Here is a 16,556-nt window from a genome sequence, read left to right as displayed (position 1 = left end):
TTATTTTCCTGAGTGAAACTTTATCTTTCTTATAAATTTGGATCAAGAACTACCTTTAATGATTTAGCACCATTTTTAACTAATTGGAAGCCTTTTTCAAATTCCTCTAAAGGTAACGTGTGTGTTACAACACCCTCAGTTGGAAGATCACCATTTGCAATTCCCTTAATGACATGCTCATAGCAGTATGGTCCTAAATGAGATCCTAATACATCAAGTTCTTTACGGTCACTAATAATACTCCAGTCAACTGTTACTGGATCTTTAAATACACTAAACTCAACAAATGTGCCAAGCTTACGAATCATTGTTAAGCCCTGTTCAACAGATTTTTGCGCCCCAGTTGCTTCTATATAAATGTCACAACCATAACCATCTGTAAGCTCTTTAATAATTGAGATTGCATCCTCTTTTGCTGGATTAATAACCATATCAGCTCCGAATTTTTTTGCCATTTCTAAACGATCTTCAAATAGATCTAATACGATTAATTTTCCTGGTCCTGACTTCTTAATAGCACCGATCATGCCAAGACCTAAAGTTCCTGCACCCGCTAGAACAACAATATCGCCAAGTTGAATTTTTGCACGTTGAACAGCATGGAAAGAACATGCATATGGTTCAATTAAAATTGCTTTTTCAATTGGTAAATCTTCCGGAACTTTATAATTAATTGCTTCTTTAGTAAATTTCATGTACTCAGCCATTGCACCGTTTACATTGTTTTGGAATCCGTAAAGATCGTGCTTTTCACACATCCAATATTGACCACGGTTACAGAACCGACATTTCCAACAAGGGACGATTTGTTCAGAGATAACACGATCTCCGATTTCATAACCTTCAACACCTTCACCTAAAGCAACAACATGTCCGATAAACTCATGGCCAGGAATCATTGGCGCTTTAATGTAAGCAGGTTGCTTTTCATCTCCCCAGAAACTTGGAGCTCCTTCAAACGCTTTCAAATCTCCTGCGCAAATCCCACATGCTTCAACTTTTACTAGCATTTCTCCTTCAGCGATCTCTGGAACAGGTACTTCTTCTAAACGATAGTCTCCTGGTGTATAAGCTACAACTGCTTTCATTGTTTTTGGAATTACCAAATTCGTAAAGTCTTGCTTAGTTAGTGTGTTTGAACCCATTTCTTATCTCTCCTTTAAAGTAGAAAGTCTGTTCCATTCAAAAGAATCATAGTTTCAATTATAAGTAAAATTAAAGATTATTGTATCTTTTTTTACTTCCAACTAAATCGAAACAACCATTAAATCGCTTACATTCTTAGACGCATTGGTCTTTCCATTTAGAAGGTGAGACTATTAAATAAAAATATTGTCAGGTTACTATTATTTTCATGTTCTTTTGAATGAAATGATTTTGCTTTCATTTACTATCATTTACTTTCGAAAATGTTATTTATAGAACCTATTGTATTATTATAACTATCGTTTCGTCAATATTATTTTCATTCTTTTTTATATTTTATTTTCATTTACTTTTGAAATTTTGCAATTTACATTAGAACTAATTAATGATGTAATGTTATTATAAAAGTAATTAAAAAATTTTTTTCACTTATCCTTAACTTTTACAATAAAATTTTCTTAATTAAACTAACATATAGGGTGATTTGATGGGAAAGATGTTTGCAGCAGAGAGAAGAAACCGTATTATGGATATATTAAATGAACGACAAAGGGTTACGATTAAAGATCTTTCCTCAGAGATTCACGTCTCTGAGGCAACACTTAGATCAGATCTTACAAAATTAGAAGAAGACGGTTTACTTTTACGAACTCATGGAGGAGCCATGCTTTCTGATCAAACGGATAGTGACAACAGCTTTTCTTCAAGAGAAAGAAAAAACAAAAACGAAAAAACTGCCATTGCCAAACAAGCTGTTGAATTAATTTCTGATGGACAATGTATTATGCTCGATGCGAGTTCAACGGCTCTAGAGCTTGCTCGTATATTAGCGGATATGAATATTAGGTTAACTGTCGTTACAAGTGGTATTAAGACCGCATTAGAGCTGAATGAACATCCAGATATAACCGTTATCTTACTAGGTGGTATTGTAAAAAGAGGTTCCCACTCTCTTGAGGGTAGTTTGGGGGTAGCTATTTTGAATCAAATCCATATAGATATTATGTTTACATCTGCAAATGGTTTTTCTCTAGATTCTGGATTAACTGACTTCAGTGTTTATGAAGTAGAATTAAAAAAGGCTATGGTTAAGGCTTCCGAAAAAGTAGTTGCATTACTCGATCATTCTAAGTTGAACAAAAGTTCTATTGCTTCTTTTTCATCCATTCATCAAATTGATACCATAATAATAGATAAAAACATTTCTGATATGGATATGAAAAAAATAAAAGATCACAACATTAAAGTAATAACCGTTTCTACAGATTAGAATAAAAAGTGACACATTTTTTAGCATTTCCTTTGGTTAATAAAACACAAAAACTCGCCGTGAAATATGGCGAGTTTTCTTTATAGGTTCTTTTCGGAAATATTGTTGCAAATTCCAGACTACTTCACCATTGATTATATTATTTTTGTTTTTTTAATTGTTGATACTGCTCGATGATTCCTTTGAACAACGGTGATTCTGGCACAAGCTGCGTAAATGTCTGAATAGCAGCCTCTAATCCTTGCCCATTAATCGTTTGCTGGACTTTAACCGCTTCCTCATCCCCTTGGAAATCGTACATCAGTGCAGCAGCAATTCCCTTTAGCAGATAAACCGGTTCTTTTCCAACGACTTCTGAATATTGTCTGGCAGGACTAACCAGACGATCGTTTGAGCCTAGCTTACGGATCGGTGAACGAGCAACTCTCGTTACTTCATCAACAATATAGGAGTTAGAGAAACGTTGAAGAATCTTTTGAATATATTTCCCATGTTCCTCTTGGTCAAAGCCGTATTTCCCAACTAAAAACTCGCCGCTCTCCTTTATTGCCCCTTCAACCAACTCGCTTATTTGCTTATTCTCCATTGCGCTATTAATGGTTTCCACTCCAAAATAATAGCCAAAATAGGCAGCCAGCGCATGGCCGGTATTAACCGTAAATAGTTTTCTCTCAATATACGGCACTAACTCTTCAACGTAGGTAATTCCATTAATCACCGGGCGCTCGCCAACCATTTTAGGTTCTTCGACAACCCATTCGTAAAAGGGTTCAACTTTTACCATGAGCTTATCTTCATTGACTTGATTTGGAACAATCCGGTCCACAGCAGAGTCAGGAAATCCAAAGCGTCCTTCAAATTGTGCTTTTTCCTCTGCCGTTAATTTTTCAAAAACCTTTTCTTTTAATAGCGTACTGCCGCCAATCATATTTTCGCAGGCGATAATGTTTAGTGGTTTATCTGACACGGAAACTCGTTTCCGCAATCCATCTGCAATTAAATTCGCAATCAGCGGGAGGATGTTTGGACCAATAGCAGTAGTAACTAAGTCCGCTTCAGCAATAGCCGCAATGACTTTTTCAGGATTTAGCGCACTATTTATCGCTCTTACGTTTCCAACCAAAACTTCCTCCTGAGAAGGTTCAGCAAGGACAACTCGATACTCTTTTTTCTCATTGAGTAAATCTACGATTTCGCGGTTTACATCGACAAAGCAAGTTTCATATCCCGAATGAAATAATAAATTCCCAATAAATCCACGACCGATATTCCCTGCCCCAAAGTGAACAGCTAACAAATTAATTCACTCCTTCAAAAATTGCCATAATCTCATCTGCTGACTTTGCTTTTACAAGTGTTTCAATATTTTCTTCTTCTGAGAGGACAATCGCAATCTTAGATAGAATGTCTAGATGTTCATTATCTTTTCCAGCGATTCCAACCAGAAGTTTAACGGTATTTCCGCCGCCAAAGTCTACCCCTTCAGGAACTTGCACAAATGAAATTCCTGAATCTTTAACAAACGACTTTGAATCCTCAGTACCATGAGGGATAGCTACAAAATTACCCATATAGGTTGAAGTGAGTTGTTCTCTTTCTAACATTTTATCGATATAGTTTACATCCACATATCCCTTTTCTACTAGGATGCTTCCTGCTAATCGAATGGCTTCTTCTTTCGTTCCAACGGCAGCATTTAATAAAATATTTTCTTTTGATAAAATTGATTTTGACATATTATACACTCCTAATTTCATTTAATTTTTCATTAAAAAACTGATCCAATCTAGCTGTAAGTAATGCCCCTATTTTACCCTTGTCATGTGACTGAAACACAGAAATACTCTCATCATTCTCAATTAACAATGTGCTAAGGTAACTTAATACTTCTAATACACATTCTGAAGCACTTTCCGGTGATAATAGTAAAACTAAATATTTCATTTCCATTTTCATCTGATCCATGCCGGTAACCTCAATAGGTTCTTGCGTGACATAAATGGAAAAGCTTGGCTTTAGTATATGGGATGAACGTGTATGGAACAGAGCCATTTCTGTCCCCGGAATACCCAAACCTCCAAGTTTTTCCCTTTCGTTGATCGCTTCCATCACCGATTCTATATTATTAATCTTTTCCTTTTCAAATAGCTTTCGACAAGCTTTATTTAATATTTCTTCCGTTGTTAGCATGTCTGAAACATCGGATACGTCAAACCCTTTGAGTATGAGAGAAATGGTTTGAGCATATTCTTGAATATGATCCATTTCTTCAATAAGCTTCTTTGCATTTTTCTTCGTATTGCTTTTATTTAACGCCATGGAGAGTTTTTCCTCTGACCCGTTCACAATGATTTGTTCATTTATAAAAGAGCGGATTCCCTCAATCTCATCTTTGTTTAAGATAGGGCTTACCAGGATATATTCCAAATGATAATCAGGTATCGGAATCGTAGAAATTATTAATTGATAATCCGTTGTTTTCATTTTCTTAAATTCCATTACAGAAACATTTTGAACCTGTTTCAGCTCAGGAAACTCTTTTTTTAATCTGGTTACAAGCATTTTCGATGTGCCAATTCCACTCGAGCAAATAACCAAGGTTTTAAAATTATCAAGTTCCTTATTTCCTAAAACTACAGCACCAAAATGCATCACAAGATAGCCAATCTCTTCATCGGGTACATATAGCTCATGAAACACCTTATCCACAGCTTGTTTTACGATTGAAAATAGCTCTGTATAGTCTCGTTTGATTTTATCTAACAAAGGATTACTTATCCCCATCTTTTCTTTGATTCGGTAGACAGCAGGCTTCAAATGCATAACCAAACCTTCAAATAATGAACGATTCGTTGTTAAATCCATCCCTACTTGCCTTCCAACCAATTCAACTAAATTTCTAGCTTTAATCGCAACCTGATAGCTAGAATCCTCAATCAGATATTCATTATCATGGCGGAGCTTCGCACCCTTTAAGTGCATAGTGATATAGGCAATCTCTGCTTGTGGAATGTTAATTTTAAAAACATTTTCTAATTCCCTAACAATCTTTTCTGCAAATTTATATTCCTTCGATTCCTGTTGATTCTCAAGATAGGCCTGGTTGATTGTAATCCCTTCGCCTTTTTGAATTCGTTCTACCGCCAATGCCAAGTGTACCACTAAGCCAATATAGGCACTATCAGCCATCGCAAACGGCAATTCTTGTACAATGGAATCCACTATTTTTTCAACGATCAAAAGCTTTTGTTTTTCAACAAGTCCCAATAGTCTTTCGGAAATAGTGTTGATTTGCTGGGTGGACCTCTTTTGGATATTTTCTCTTGCTAGGGAAAGAATTTCTGATTCATCTAGGTTTTCAGAAATGAGGTGACTCATTGCTCTTCGCTTAGCACCTTCATCACCTTCGATTTCTACTCCATAGCCTCTTTTTCTTATGAGCGACAACCCGAAATGTTGTAACCTCTCTTCTAGCTTTGTTAAGTCTGCACTGACCGTTGCAATCGTAACATTTAAATCGTTAGCAAGGCCAAGCAGTTTTACAGGTCCGTTTGTTTCGAGGAGTTCACATAATATAATCGTCTGTCGTTCATCAGGGGTGTATTCTGTATGAAAAAGATTGAATAAAAACAGCTCTAATTCGCGTATTTTACTTTTATCTCCTGTGATTTGAACGCCGACACCTGATTTTTTTTGTAAAGAAAGATTGTATTCCACTAGAATGTCTTCTACATTTTTCAAGTCACGGTGCACGGTTCTCCCGCTTACCCCAATTTGATCAGCGAGGTCTTTCACAGTGATCTCATCTTTTTCAGTTAACAAGATTTCAAGAACTTGCCTTTCTCTTGCAGAAATATACATGGTTCACCCCCCGTGTCAGGAATTGGATTCCTCGGTTACTATCTTATGATGTTGCCAAATTTAAATAATCATACCCTCAATATTATTTTATTAACAATTGAACCTTAATACAACAAGTTAAAAAGGTCCTTTAGTCATTTTGATTGTTGACAAAATTAAAATAAAAAGAGCCTAAACTTATGATCAGCTAGGCTCTTGGCAGGATTACTTCTTTAAGCTATTAATGAGTTCATCATATTTGGGACTATTTAAAAAGTTTTCTACTGAAATATGTGTCGCATTAGGAAGCTTTGCTTTTGCACGGTCAGTTAGATCCTTATGTGTGATAACAACATCCGCATCTTCCGGTAAATTGTTTATCGCTGTGTTAATGACCGTTACATCTAATCCAGCTTTTTGTGTTTTGTTTCTTAAAATGGATGCACCCATGGCACTTGAACCCATACCTGCATCACATGCGAAAACGATTTTGTTTACGTTTTCTGGATCTACAGTAGATTGTGTAGTTAATACAGAAGAAACTGAACTTTTCTTACCTTTCATTTCTTCCATTTTTGCTGCTGCAGAAGATAAATCTTCATCTGTCGCTTTACTTGTCTTCAAAATTAATGAAGCCACTGCAAAAGAAACAGCTGTTGCTACTAAAACCCCTGCCAACACGCCAAGATAATTTCCTTTTGGAGTCATTGCAAGAAGGGCAAAAATACTTCCTGGTGATGGAGCAGCTACAAGACCTGCATTGAACAGATTGAATGTGAAAACTCCACTTACTCCCCCTGCCATTGCAGCAAGAATTAACATCGGTTTCATTAAAATGTATGGGAAGTAAATCTCATGAATACCACCTAAGAAGTGGATAATCACTGCACCTGGTGCTGTTTGTTTCGCTGTACCTTTACCAAATAACCAGTAAGCAAGCAAGATCCCTAATCCTGGACCAGGGTTTGTTTCTAATAAGAATAGAATTGATTTTCCAGCACTTGCGGCTTGATCAATTCCTAATGGACTTAAGATTCCATGATTAATTGCGTTATTAAGGAAAAGCACTTTTGCTGGTTCAATTAAGATGTTTGCTAGCGGCAATAGATTAGCATTAACAATCGCTTCAACACCCGCAGCTAATGCATTACTCAATCCCGCAACAACTGGACCAATTACCTTATATGCGATTATAGTTAATATCCCTGCAATGATACCGGCTGAGAAGTTGTTAACAAGCATTTCAAATCCAGATTTGATCTTTCCGTGAACCATTTGATCAAACTTCTTAATTGCGTATCCACCGATAGGACCCATGATCATGGCTCCTAAAAACATCGGAATATCTGTTCCGACAATGACACCCATTGTAGCTGTGGCACCGACAACTCCACCGCGGATATCATAAACCATTCTACCACCGGTAAAACCAATTAATAATGGCAGCAGGAAAGTAATCATTGGTCCTACTAACTTAGCCAAATCTTCATTTGGCCACCAGCCTGTTGGAATAAATAATGCCGTGATAAGTCCCCATGCAATAAAGGCACCGATATTCGGCATGACCATTCCGCTTAAATAACTGCCGAACTTTTGTATTTTAACTTTTACATCTGATTTATCTTTAACTTCAGTTTGATTCATTTTTCTTTTCCCCCTCCAACTTATTTGTTGAACTTTCTACCTTTATGATAAAGCGTTTTCAGACCTGTATCAATTTATACAAAAATGCATTTTGTCATAGTGATTGTTGACATCTATATATATCAACTCAACAAAAAAGGACTGAAAGGCAGCAAATCGAGTATTGATTATAAAAAAATGGCCCTATCTAATAAAAATTAGATAGGGCCATTCTATGTTCGTTAAAAATTTTCACCTCTTACTCAACTGTCACGGATTTAGCGAGGTTACGTGGTTTATCAACGTCGCAATCGCGATGCAGTGCAGCATAGTAGGCGATTAATTGCATTGGTATTACAGAGATAAGCGGTGATAGTAATTCATGTACTTCCGGGATGACAAAGCTGTCTTCATCCATGTTTAGACCCTTCATCGAAATGATGCAGGTGTTTGCACCACGTGCAGCCACTTCCTTGACATTACCACGTATGCTTAAATTTACACTTTCCTGGGTCGCTAGTGCAATAACTGGTGTTCCTTCTTCAATCAAAGCGATTGTGCCGTGTTTTAATTCTCCGCCAGCAAAACCTTCAGCTTGAATATAGGAGATTTCTTTTAGCTTTAATGCACCTTCTAAGCAGACATAATAGTCTACTCCACGTCCAATAAAGAAGGCATTACGAGTAACAGAAAGAAATTCTCTAGAAATATGCTCGAACAGTTCTTTTGAGTCACAAAGGACTTCCATTGCGTTCGCAATAATACCAAGCTCGTGTATAAGATCGAAATCGACATTTATATTTTGGCTTTTCGCTGTTACATTCGCTAAAATCGCCAATACAGCAAGCTGTGCAGTGTATGCTTTTGAAGAAGCAACTGCAATTTCAGGACCCGCATGCAGCAATAATGTAAAATCTGCTTCACGAGATAAAGTTGAACCAGGAACGTTCGTAATCGTTAACGTTGGATAACCCATTTCTTTTACTTTTACAAGAACGGCACGGCTGTCTGCTGTTTCACCACTTTGTGTAATGAAGATAAACAACGGCTTCTTGGTTAGTAATGGCATGTTATAGACAAATTCACTAGCAATATGCACCTCTACCGGTACTTTCGCAATGTTTTCAATAAACTGCTTACCAACGAGTCCTGCATGATAGGATGTTCCTGCTGCGACAATGTAAATACGATCAGATTCATTCACAGCAGAGATGATTTCAGAATCAATCGTTAATTTACCTTGTTCATTTTGGTATGCTTGAATGATTTTACGCATAACTGCAGGCTGCTCATCAATCTCTTTTAACATATAATGAGGGTATGTGCCCTTTTCAATGTCGCTGGCATCTAATTCAGCAGTGTAAGAAGTACGGGTAATTGTTTCTCCATCAAGATTCTGGATGGTTACTTCGTCCTTCATTACGATAACGATTTCTTTATCCATAAGCTCTACGTATTCGTTTGTTACTTGAAGCATTGCCATCGCATCGCTCGCAACCACATTGAAATTAGAGCCAAGGCCTACCAATAATGGACTTTTGTTTTTTGCAACAAAAATAGTCTCACTGTTTTGTTCATCTAATAAAGCAAGGGCATAAGAGCCATGTAAAAGTGAAAGTGTTTTACGAAATGCTTCTAAAGTCTCCAAGCCTTCGTGAACAAATTTTTCTACTAATTGAACAATGACTTCTGTGTCTGTTTCACTCACAAAAGTTACATCTGCTAAATATTCACGTTTTAGAAGATCATAGTTCTCAATGACACCATTATGAACCAGCGTGAATCGGCCAGATGCACTTTGGTGTGGATGGGAATTTGTTTTGCTTGGCACACCATGTGTAGCCCAGCGTGTATGTCCAATTCCGATGTTAGCCATAACATCCAATTCTACTATCTCACGTAAATCAGCAATACGTCCCTTTTCTTTAAAAACATGAACTCTATTTTCGTTCATTACAGCAATACCAGCTGAGTCGTAGCCTCTATATTCGAGCTTTTCTAAGCCCTTTAATAAAATTTCTTTCGTATCATTTATTCCAATATATCCAACAATTCCACACATTTTCTTTTCCTCCCTGATATAGGGGGCAAGAACGCTTTGGAGGCTCACCTTGCCCCCTTATCTCTGTTTTTAAAGGTATCTGTATATACCTTTTTCTTTTATTGCTATGTTTAGTATGCGCATTTTCCTCTCTTTGTGCACCGAGTTGCCTCGGTGTTTTAAAGAAGAAATAATCGGTTGTGCGTTCAACCGGGAGGTATCCGCCGAACATTCGATAAACCTCCTCCTCGTCAACTAACCCACACTGGTTAGTTCAGGCGCTTTTATTAAACGTAAACTTTCTTATCAACTATCCTCCTTCATAGTTAGTTTTGCCTTTTAAGAAACAAAGCAAACTAATCTTAACTGATGAATCACCATTCGTCAATAAAAATGGGAAAGCTGTGTTGATTTTCCCCTTACATAATAAAATATGCATAAGGGCTCATTATCGTCCCTTATGCATATACAATCATCTATTCTTTTAATTCCATTTCAGCTTTTACAACAGAAACAATTCGGTCTACATAAGCTTCACATAATTCTTCTGTAGGTGCCTCAGCCATAACACGGACTAGTGGTTCTGTGCCTGATGGACGAACAAGAATACGGCCGTTCCCATTCATTTCTGCTTCTACCTGCTCAATGACTGCTTTTACCTTCTCATTATCTGTAACATGGTGTTTATCCGTTACACGTACATTAACAAGCTTCTGAGGAAACTTTTTCATATCTGCCGCTAGTTCAGATAATTTTTTCTGAGTTGATTTCATAATATTTACTAATTGCAATCCAGTTAATAAGCCATCACCAGTCGTATTGTAGTCTAAGAAAATAATATGACCAGATTGTTCCCCGCCTAGATTAAACCCGTTTTTCTTCATTTCTTCTACCACATAACGGTCTCCAACTGCTGTTGGTACACTTTGAATTCCATAGCCTTCTAAACCTTTGTAAAATCCAAGATTACTCATTACAGTCGAAACAATCGTGCTATGTTTTAGACGGCCCTGTTCTTTCATATACTTTCCACAAATAAACATTATTTGGTCGCCATCGACGATATTACCTTTTTCATCTATAGCAATTAAACGGTCCCCATCACCATCAAATGATAGCCCTACATCTGCACCCTTTTCCTTAACCATTGCTGCTAAGGCTTCTGGATGTGTGGAACCCACACCAGCATTAATATTGATGCCATTAGGCGAAGCACCCATAACAGAAATATCCGCATCTAAATCCGCGAATAGGTGGGTGGCGAGTGAAGAAGTAGCTCCATGCGCACAATCCAAGGCAATATGGATGCCAGAGAAATCCTCATCAACTGTATTTTTTAAGTATTGAAGATACTTTTGACCACCTTCAAAATAATCCATGACCTGACCTAGGTCCGGACCAACAGGTCTAGGTAATTGATCTTCTGACATATCGATTAATTCTTCAATCTCAAGTTCCTGGTCATCCGAAAGCTTGAATCCATCAGGACCAAAGAACTTAATTCCATTGTCCGCAACCGGATTGTGTGAAGCGGAAATCATTACACCGGCTTCAGCTCCCAATGCCTTTGTTAAATAGGATACCCCAGGAGTTGAAATGACTCCTAAGCGCATTACCTCCGCACCAATAGAAAGTAAACCAGCTACTAATGCCCCTTCTAGCATATGTCCGGAAACACGGGTATCACGACCTATTAGCACTTTTGGTCTGTCCTTATCCTTTGTTAAGACAAAACCCCCGAAACGTCCTAATTTAAATGCTAATTCAGGTGTCAATTCACTATTTGCAACGCCGCGGACGCCATCGGTACCAAAGTATTTTCCCATTTTAAAAATCGCTCCTTGTCATGTTTACTGCAGTATGTTTATGCGTTGTCTCTCGTTATTGTAATTTTTGCAGATGATTTATCAGGTTCCCACTTTACATTAGGCGGCCCATTCACTTGAATGTTCACATTATGCACGCCCTCTGTAAGTCCGTTTAGGTCAATAAATATATCGAAGTTGCTTGGTCCTAGCTCAGTTACTGCTGTCCCTGGTCCAAAGACGAATAAATTTACTACTCGATTTGCTGGGTCATTGATGACAGCCTCATATTGTTCCGGTAAATTTCTAATCTTAATTGGGACATCAGAGACCGTTTTCTCTGCTTCACGGTTCACCACCACGGTTACCTTCACCGTTTCAGGTGTTACTTTTGTTATTCCGTTTGAAATAATAACCGGTAAAGTCAGAGTTGTATTTTCACTTATTTTACTTACATCCACTTCAACACGGACATTTTCCGTATCCTTTAAAACATCCTCATCTCCTGAAATAACGGCTTCCTTAACATCTAATTCCATTGATTCAATTGTGAGTCCTTCTTGCGGAGTACCTTTTTCTAGGATGTTTATTGGGACGGTTTTTGTATTGCTCTTTATTGGAATCGTAACTTCTACGATTTCCGGCTCAACGACTACATCCAGTTTATTTAGTTCTTTATCAAGTACTTGTACCTGTGCCTCTTTTGTCACAGTACTTTCGAGTAAATCTCTGCCTTCAAGTGCTGCTTTAACATATGTAATTCGATCGACTACATCTTTTGCACCTGTGATTTTTACCTTATTTGGCTTAACGGCAGGTTGTCCCGCAGAATAACCCTCTTTTATCAAATCATTATCAAATTCTGCCTCCACCGTAAATTCACTCGTAACCTTTTCTTGAACCGCTACGGTTATGGAGCTAGGCTTGATGGTTGCTTTTAATTTTTCGGATAAACCGCTGACTTCTAAAGTTACCTTTTGGTCTCCAATTTTAGCATTGGTAATATCCACAAATACCTCGAAGTTTTTTAAAGCCTTCGCTGACTGAACATGGGGCATTGGTCCTTCAATTGTTACATCAACCATATCCGGGATTCCTGTAACTACAAGGTTTTCTGTATCAAAATAAGCTTTTACAGGAATATCAACTAAGGTTTCAGTGGTATTTTCCCCTGGTACATTAATTTCGTTTGTCTTGCTTGCAGAATTAGGAACGGCAGAATAAAGTAGAACTGCCAGTAATATTGCCATTATTTTAATAAACCAGGGATTATCCATTAGTTTATCCATTACTCTTTCCCCTCCAGTTCCAACGAGCTGAAGAAGCCGGTTTTACCTTCGTGCTGGTAACGATTAAATCATGAGAGATTAATTCCTTAAATCCCTCTAATGTTAAGTTCCGGTGAAGCTCTCCGTTTCTCGTGAGAGAGATATTTCCGGTTTCTTCTGAAACGACAACGGTTAAACTGTCTGTCACTTCACTTATTCCTAGAGCGGCACGATGTCTTGTACCGAGCTCCTTTGAGATAAAAGGACTTTCAGATAAAGGAAGATAACACGCAGCCGCCGCTATATTGTTTTTTTGAATAATGACAGCACCATCATGAAGTGGTGTATTTGGAATAAAAATATTTATGAGCAATTCAGATGATATTTTCGCATCTAGCGGGATACCTGTTTCAATGTAATCACTCATCCCTGTTTCCCTCTCAATGGAAATCAAGGCGCCAATGCGGCGTTTCGCCATATAATCTGCTGCTTTAATAATTGCGTCCACCATTTTCTCTTGTTCCTCATCATCAGGCCCACTGCTTCTTGAAAAAAACCGCCCTCTTCCTAATTGCTCAAGGGCTCTTCGAAGCTCTGGCTGAAAGATGATGATTACGGCTAAGAATCCCCAATCAATAGCTTGCTGCGTTAACCAGCTTAGTGTATTTAGACCAAAAAACTCACTGACAACTCTTATCAGGAGAATCACTACAATTCCTTTTAATAATTGTACAGCCTTCGTTCCTTTTATAAGGTTTAATAACTTATAAATGACATACGAAACAAGGAGAATATCAACAATACTAGCTAGGTACTTCCATATTGTAAAATCTTCAAAAAACGGCATTGTTTTTCCTCCGTAAATTTGTCTAACTTATAACCAACTTATTATACCATAAATGCAACCTGTACCTATTATTTGTCATGTAAATACTTATCATTAAAAAAGAAATCACCCACTGTGAGTGACTTCTTTTTATTATTCTTCAGTTTCATTAAAGATATCAATTACATCAAAGGCTGTCTTTTTCAGGTGATACCAAATCCAATCAAATACTTCATTAACCTCTTCAATTTGACCCGTTACATGTCCGGCAGAAGCTAAATACTTTTCCCCGTTTATAACCGTTACATCGCCTTGTACTTCACCCTCGATTTTTAACTTTCCGTTTCGAACGATAACATCACCCTTAACGACTTCTCCTTCAGGAACAATCACTGTATTGTTTTGTACCACTAAATTTTCCTGTTTGGAAACAGAAAATTCCCGTTCTTGATTCCATGTTGATAATATACTTCCCATCATTAAAACCAAAAATAAGGAAGCAGCAGCAATGAGTGGATGATTTCTCAGCCATCTTTGCATACCTACCTTTTTCTTTTCCTTTGGCAGGCTGGCCATCACTTTCGCTGTAAAATCAGGTGGTGCCTGCATTCTTGACGTTCCTTTTACAACAGCGATCGTCTTCTTAAATTCATTGAATAGTGTTTCACATTCCTTGCAGCCTTTGAGGTGTTCTCTTAAAATCATCTCATTTGTAGGATCAATTTCTTCATCTAAGTATTCATGCATTAAGTCAACGATTTCATCATTACACTTCAACGTGTTTCACCTCTTATCAGACATAACGTAATTGTTGTCGCAATGCCTCGCGTCCACGATGGATACGGGTTTTGACTGTGCCTAATGGCATATCAAGGATTTCACTTATTTCATTTAGTGACAACTCTTCCATATATTTTAGAACAATAACTGACCTGTATTTTTCAGGCAGCTTTAATATTTCAGTTTGAACCGTTTCTTGGAGTTCAAGACTTTCCAATTCATTCTCAGGTAAAGGGGAGTTCGAAGAAAGCTGTGAATACATGGTAAGACCATCCGTTCCAGAAACTTCTGCATCAAGGTAGTAATCTGGCTTCTTCTTTCTAATTCTATCGATACATAAGTTGGTTGCAATCCTAAATAACCAAGTAGAAAATTTTAAATCCTGATTAAATGATTTGATATTAACATATGCACGTATAAAGGCTTCCTGTGCAATGTCCTCTGCCTCATGACGGTTTCCCAGCATTCGATACCCCAGCTGGAAAATGCTGTTACTATAGATTTCAACAATTTCTGCAAATGCGTCCTGATCGCCTTTTATAACTTGTTTAATTCTCTTTTTGATGAGGGCTTCCATTAATTTATCTCAGCTCCAATACGGCTATACAATATTACGAATCATAAGCAAAAAAGTTTCAATATAAATAATATCTTCTTACATACTTTTTATATTAACAAAAATTAACTAATTTTGGATAATAAGAAGACTTATTTTATTGAAATAATAACAGCAGCTTTCTTGGAAAGCTGCTGCTTAATGATTATAATAATTTTTCCCCGAACAAGGAGCCCATTAATGCGACAGCTGCTCTAGCAGTTTTGTTTTTCTCATCTAAAATAGGATTGACTTCTACAAATTCTGCTGAGGTAATAATCTGTGCCTCTTCGAGCATTTCCATCGCCAAATGACTTTCACGATAACTAATGCCGCCCATTACTGGAGTTCCTACACCCGGAGCATCATTAGGGTCTAATCCGTCTAAATCCAGTGATAAGTGAACACCATCTGTTCTTTCTTTTAAATATGTAATGGTTTCCTCCATCACTTGTGCCATCCCTAGACGATCAATCTCATGCATTGTATATACTTTAATGCCTTTTTCTTTAATTAAAATCTTTTCACCTTCATCAAGGGCCCTAGCACCAATGATAACTACGTTTTCTGGTTTTACTTTTGGTGTATACCCTGCGATATCTGTTAAGGAGTGATGACCAATTCCCAAACTCGCAGCTAACGGCATACCATGTATATTTCCTGAAGGCGAGGTTTCTGCCGTATTTAAATCACCATGTGCATCATACCAAATAACCCCTAGGTTCTTATAATGCTTCGAAACACCCGCTAATGTTCCAATGGCAATGCTGTGGTCTCCTCCCAAAACTAGTGGAAAGGACCCTGATTGAATAACTTCATCCACTTTTTCTGCTAGTAGAGTACTTTTTTCAGCGACGAGGTCTAAATTCCTCAAATTTGATTCTTTATCGATCACTACTTCTGGTCTTCCAATTGGAATATCACCCATGTCATGAATTTGTTCAAAAAGTGGTTTAAGTCTCTCGTAGATTCCCGCATATCTGATAGCACTAGGACCCATATCAACCCCACGTCTCATTTGACCTAAATCCATCGGCATTCCAATAATAGATAATTTTCTTTTCATACTTTACCTCCACCCCTTCATTACTATTATTTTAACCGTTTTCATACTAATGACTCAACTCGACAAAATTATGTATATATATACGTTTGCCGTAGATTGTGTTTGAACACAAAAAAGCCTTAAATCATTATGATTTAAGGCGAAGTTATTTATGTAGTGTGATGGTTATTTTGCCTTGCAAAAAACTTTGGTTAATTTCACTATCGGTAAATTAACTTGGTGGAGCCTAGCGGGATCGAACCGCTGACCTCCTGCGTGCAAAGCAGGCGCTCTCCCAGCTGAGCTAAGGCCCCATA

The 16,556-nt window shown here is 37.5% G+C and carries 13 protein-coding genes and 1 tRNA gene; 1 reads left to right on the top strand and 13 read right to left on the bottom strand.

The window, feature by feature from the left end:
• Nucleotides 1-29 precede the first annotated feature (29 nt).
• Nucleotides 30-1,145: an MDR/zinc-dependent alcohol dehydrogenase-like family protein gene (locus MLOOGBEN_RS27590; protein WP_179161459.1), complete on the bottom strand. Its 1,116-nt coding sequence runs from the start codon at nucleotides 1,143-1,145 to the stop codon at nucleotides 30-32.
• A 488-nt stretch (nucleotides 1,146-1,633) separates the two neighbouring features.
• Here MLOOGBEN_RS27590 and MLOOGBEN_RS27585 point away from each other — a divergent pair, with 488 nt between their 5' ends.
• Entirely contained in the window at nucleotides 1,634-2,416 is a 783-nt protein-coding gene (locus MLOOGBEN_RS27585) for a DeoR/GlpR family DNA-binding transcription regulator (protein ID WP_179161458.1), read from the top strand.
• A 139-nt stretch (nucleotides 2,417-2,555) separates the two neighbouring features.
• Here MLOOGBEN_RS27585 and MLOOGBEN_RS27580 read toward each other — a convergent pair whose 3' ends face one another.
• The 12 genes from MLOOGBEN_RS27580 to MLOOGBEN_RS27525 form a co-directional block, all read right to left on the bottom strand.
• Nucleotides 2,556-3,713 carry a mannitol-1-phosphate 5-dehydrogenase gene (locus MLOOGBEN_RS27580; protein ID WP_179161457.1) on the bottom strand — a complete coding sequence of 386 codons (1,158 nt, stop codon included), beginning with the start codon at nucleotides 3,711-3,713 and terminating at the stop codon, nucleotides 2,556-2,558.
• Nucleotide 3,714: 1 nt separating this feature from the next.
• On the bottom strand, nucleotides 3,715-4,152 hold the full coding sequence (locus MLOOGBEN_RS27575; RefSeq protein WP_179161456.1) for a PTS mannitol transporter subunit IIA: 438 nt from the start codon (nucleotides 4,150-4,152) through the stop codon (nucleotides 3,715-3,717).
• A 1-nt stretch (nucleotide 4,153) separates the two neighbouring features.
• On the bottom strand, nucleotides 4,154-6,277 hold the full coding sequence (locus MLOOGBEN_RS27570) for a BglG family transcription antiterminator (protein WP_179161455.1): 2,124 nt from the start codon (nucleotides 6,275-6,277) through the stop codon (nucleotides 4,154-4,156).
• Between the two features lie 204 nt (nucleotides 6,278-6,481).
• On the bottom strand, nucleotides 6,482-7,900 hold the full coding sequence (locus MLOOGBEN_RS27565) for a PTS mannitol transporter subunit IIBC (protein ID WP_179161454.1): 1,419 nt from the start codon (nucleotides 7,898-7,900) through the stop codon (nucleotides 6,482-6,484).
• A 238-nt stretch (nucleotides 7,901-8,138) separates the two neighbouring features.
• Nucleotides 8,139-9,941, bottom strand: coding sequence for a glutamine--fructose-6-phosphate transaminase (isomerizing) (gene glmS, locus MLOOGBEN_RS27560; protein WP_179161453.1), 1,803 nt, complete (start codon nucleotides 9,939-9,941; stop codon nucleotides 8,139-8,141).
• A gap of 455 nt (nucleotides 9,942-10,396) precedes the next feature.
• Nucleotides 10,397-11,746 (bottom strand): phosphoglucosamine mutase, encoded by a 1,350-nt coding sequence (glmM, locus tag MLOOGBEN_RS27555; protein WP_179161452.1) that lies wholly within the window; start codon nucleotides 11,744-11,746, stop codon nucleotides 10,397-10,399.
• Nucleotides 11,747-11,784: 38 nt separating this feature from the next.
• Nucleotides 11,785-13,014: a CdaR family protein gene (locus MLOOGBEN_RS27550; RefSeq protein WP_179161451.1), complete on the bottom strand. Its 1,230-nt coding sequence runs from the start codon at nucleotides 13,012-13,014 to the stop codon at nucleotides 11,785-11,787.
• The gene (cdaA, locus tag MLOOGBEN_RS27545) at nucleotides 13,007-13,840 is read right to left on the bottom strand and encodes a diadenylate cyclase CdaA (protein ID WP_179161450.1); all 834 of its coding nucleotides are present in this window, start codon (nucleotides 13,838-13,840) and stop codon (nucleotides 13,007-13,009) included. Before cdaA ends, MLOOGBEN_RS27550 begins: the two co-directional genes overlap by 8 nt.
• Nucleotides 13,841-13,972: 132 nt before the next feature.
• Nucleotides 13,973-14,596: an anti-sigma factor family protein gene (locus MLOOGBEN_RS27540; protein ID WP_179161449.1), complete on the bottom strand. Its 624-nt coding sequence runs from the start codon at nucleotides 14,594-14,596 to the stop codon at nucleotides 13,973-13,975.
• Nucleotides 14,597-14,612: 16 nt separating this feature from the next.
• Nucleotides 14,613-15,176 (bottom strand): RNA polymerase sigma factor SigW, encoded by a 564-nt coding sequence (gene sigW, locus MLOOGBEN_RS27535; RefSeq protein WP_179161448.1) that lies wholly within the window; start codon nucleotides 15,174-15,176, stop codon nucleotides 14,613-14,615.
• Between the two features lie 184 nt (nucleotides 15,177-15,360).
• On the bottom strand, nucleotides 15,361-16,260 hold the full coding sequence (gene rocF / locus MLOOGBEN_RS27530) for an arginase (protein ID WP_179161447.1): 900 nt from the start codon (nucleotides 16,258-16,260) through the stop codon (nucleotides 15,361-15,363).
• 217 nt (nucleotides 16,261-16,477) lie between these two features.
• Nucleotides 16,478-16,553 (bottom strand) — tRNA-Ala (locus MLOOGBEN_RS27525).
• Nucleotides 16,554-16,556 lie beyond the last annotated feature (3 nt).

This window comes from Bacillus sp. EB106-08-02-XG196 (genome assembly GCF_013396335.1).
GTDB lineage: Bacteria > Bacillota > Bacilli > Bacillales > Cytobacillaceae > Neobacillus.
This window is presented reverse-complemented; position numbering and strand designations above follow the sequence as displayed.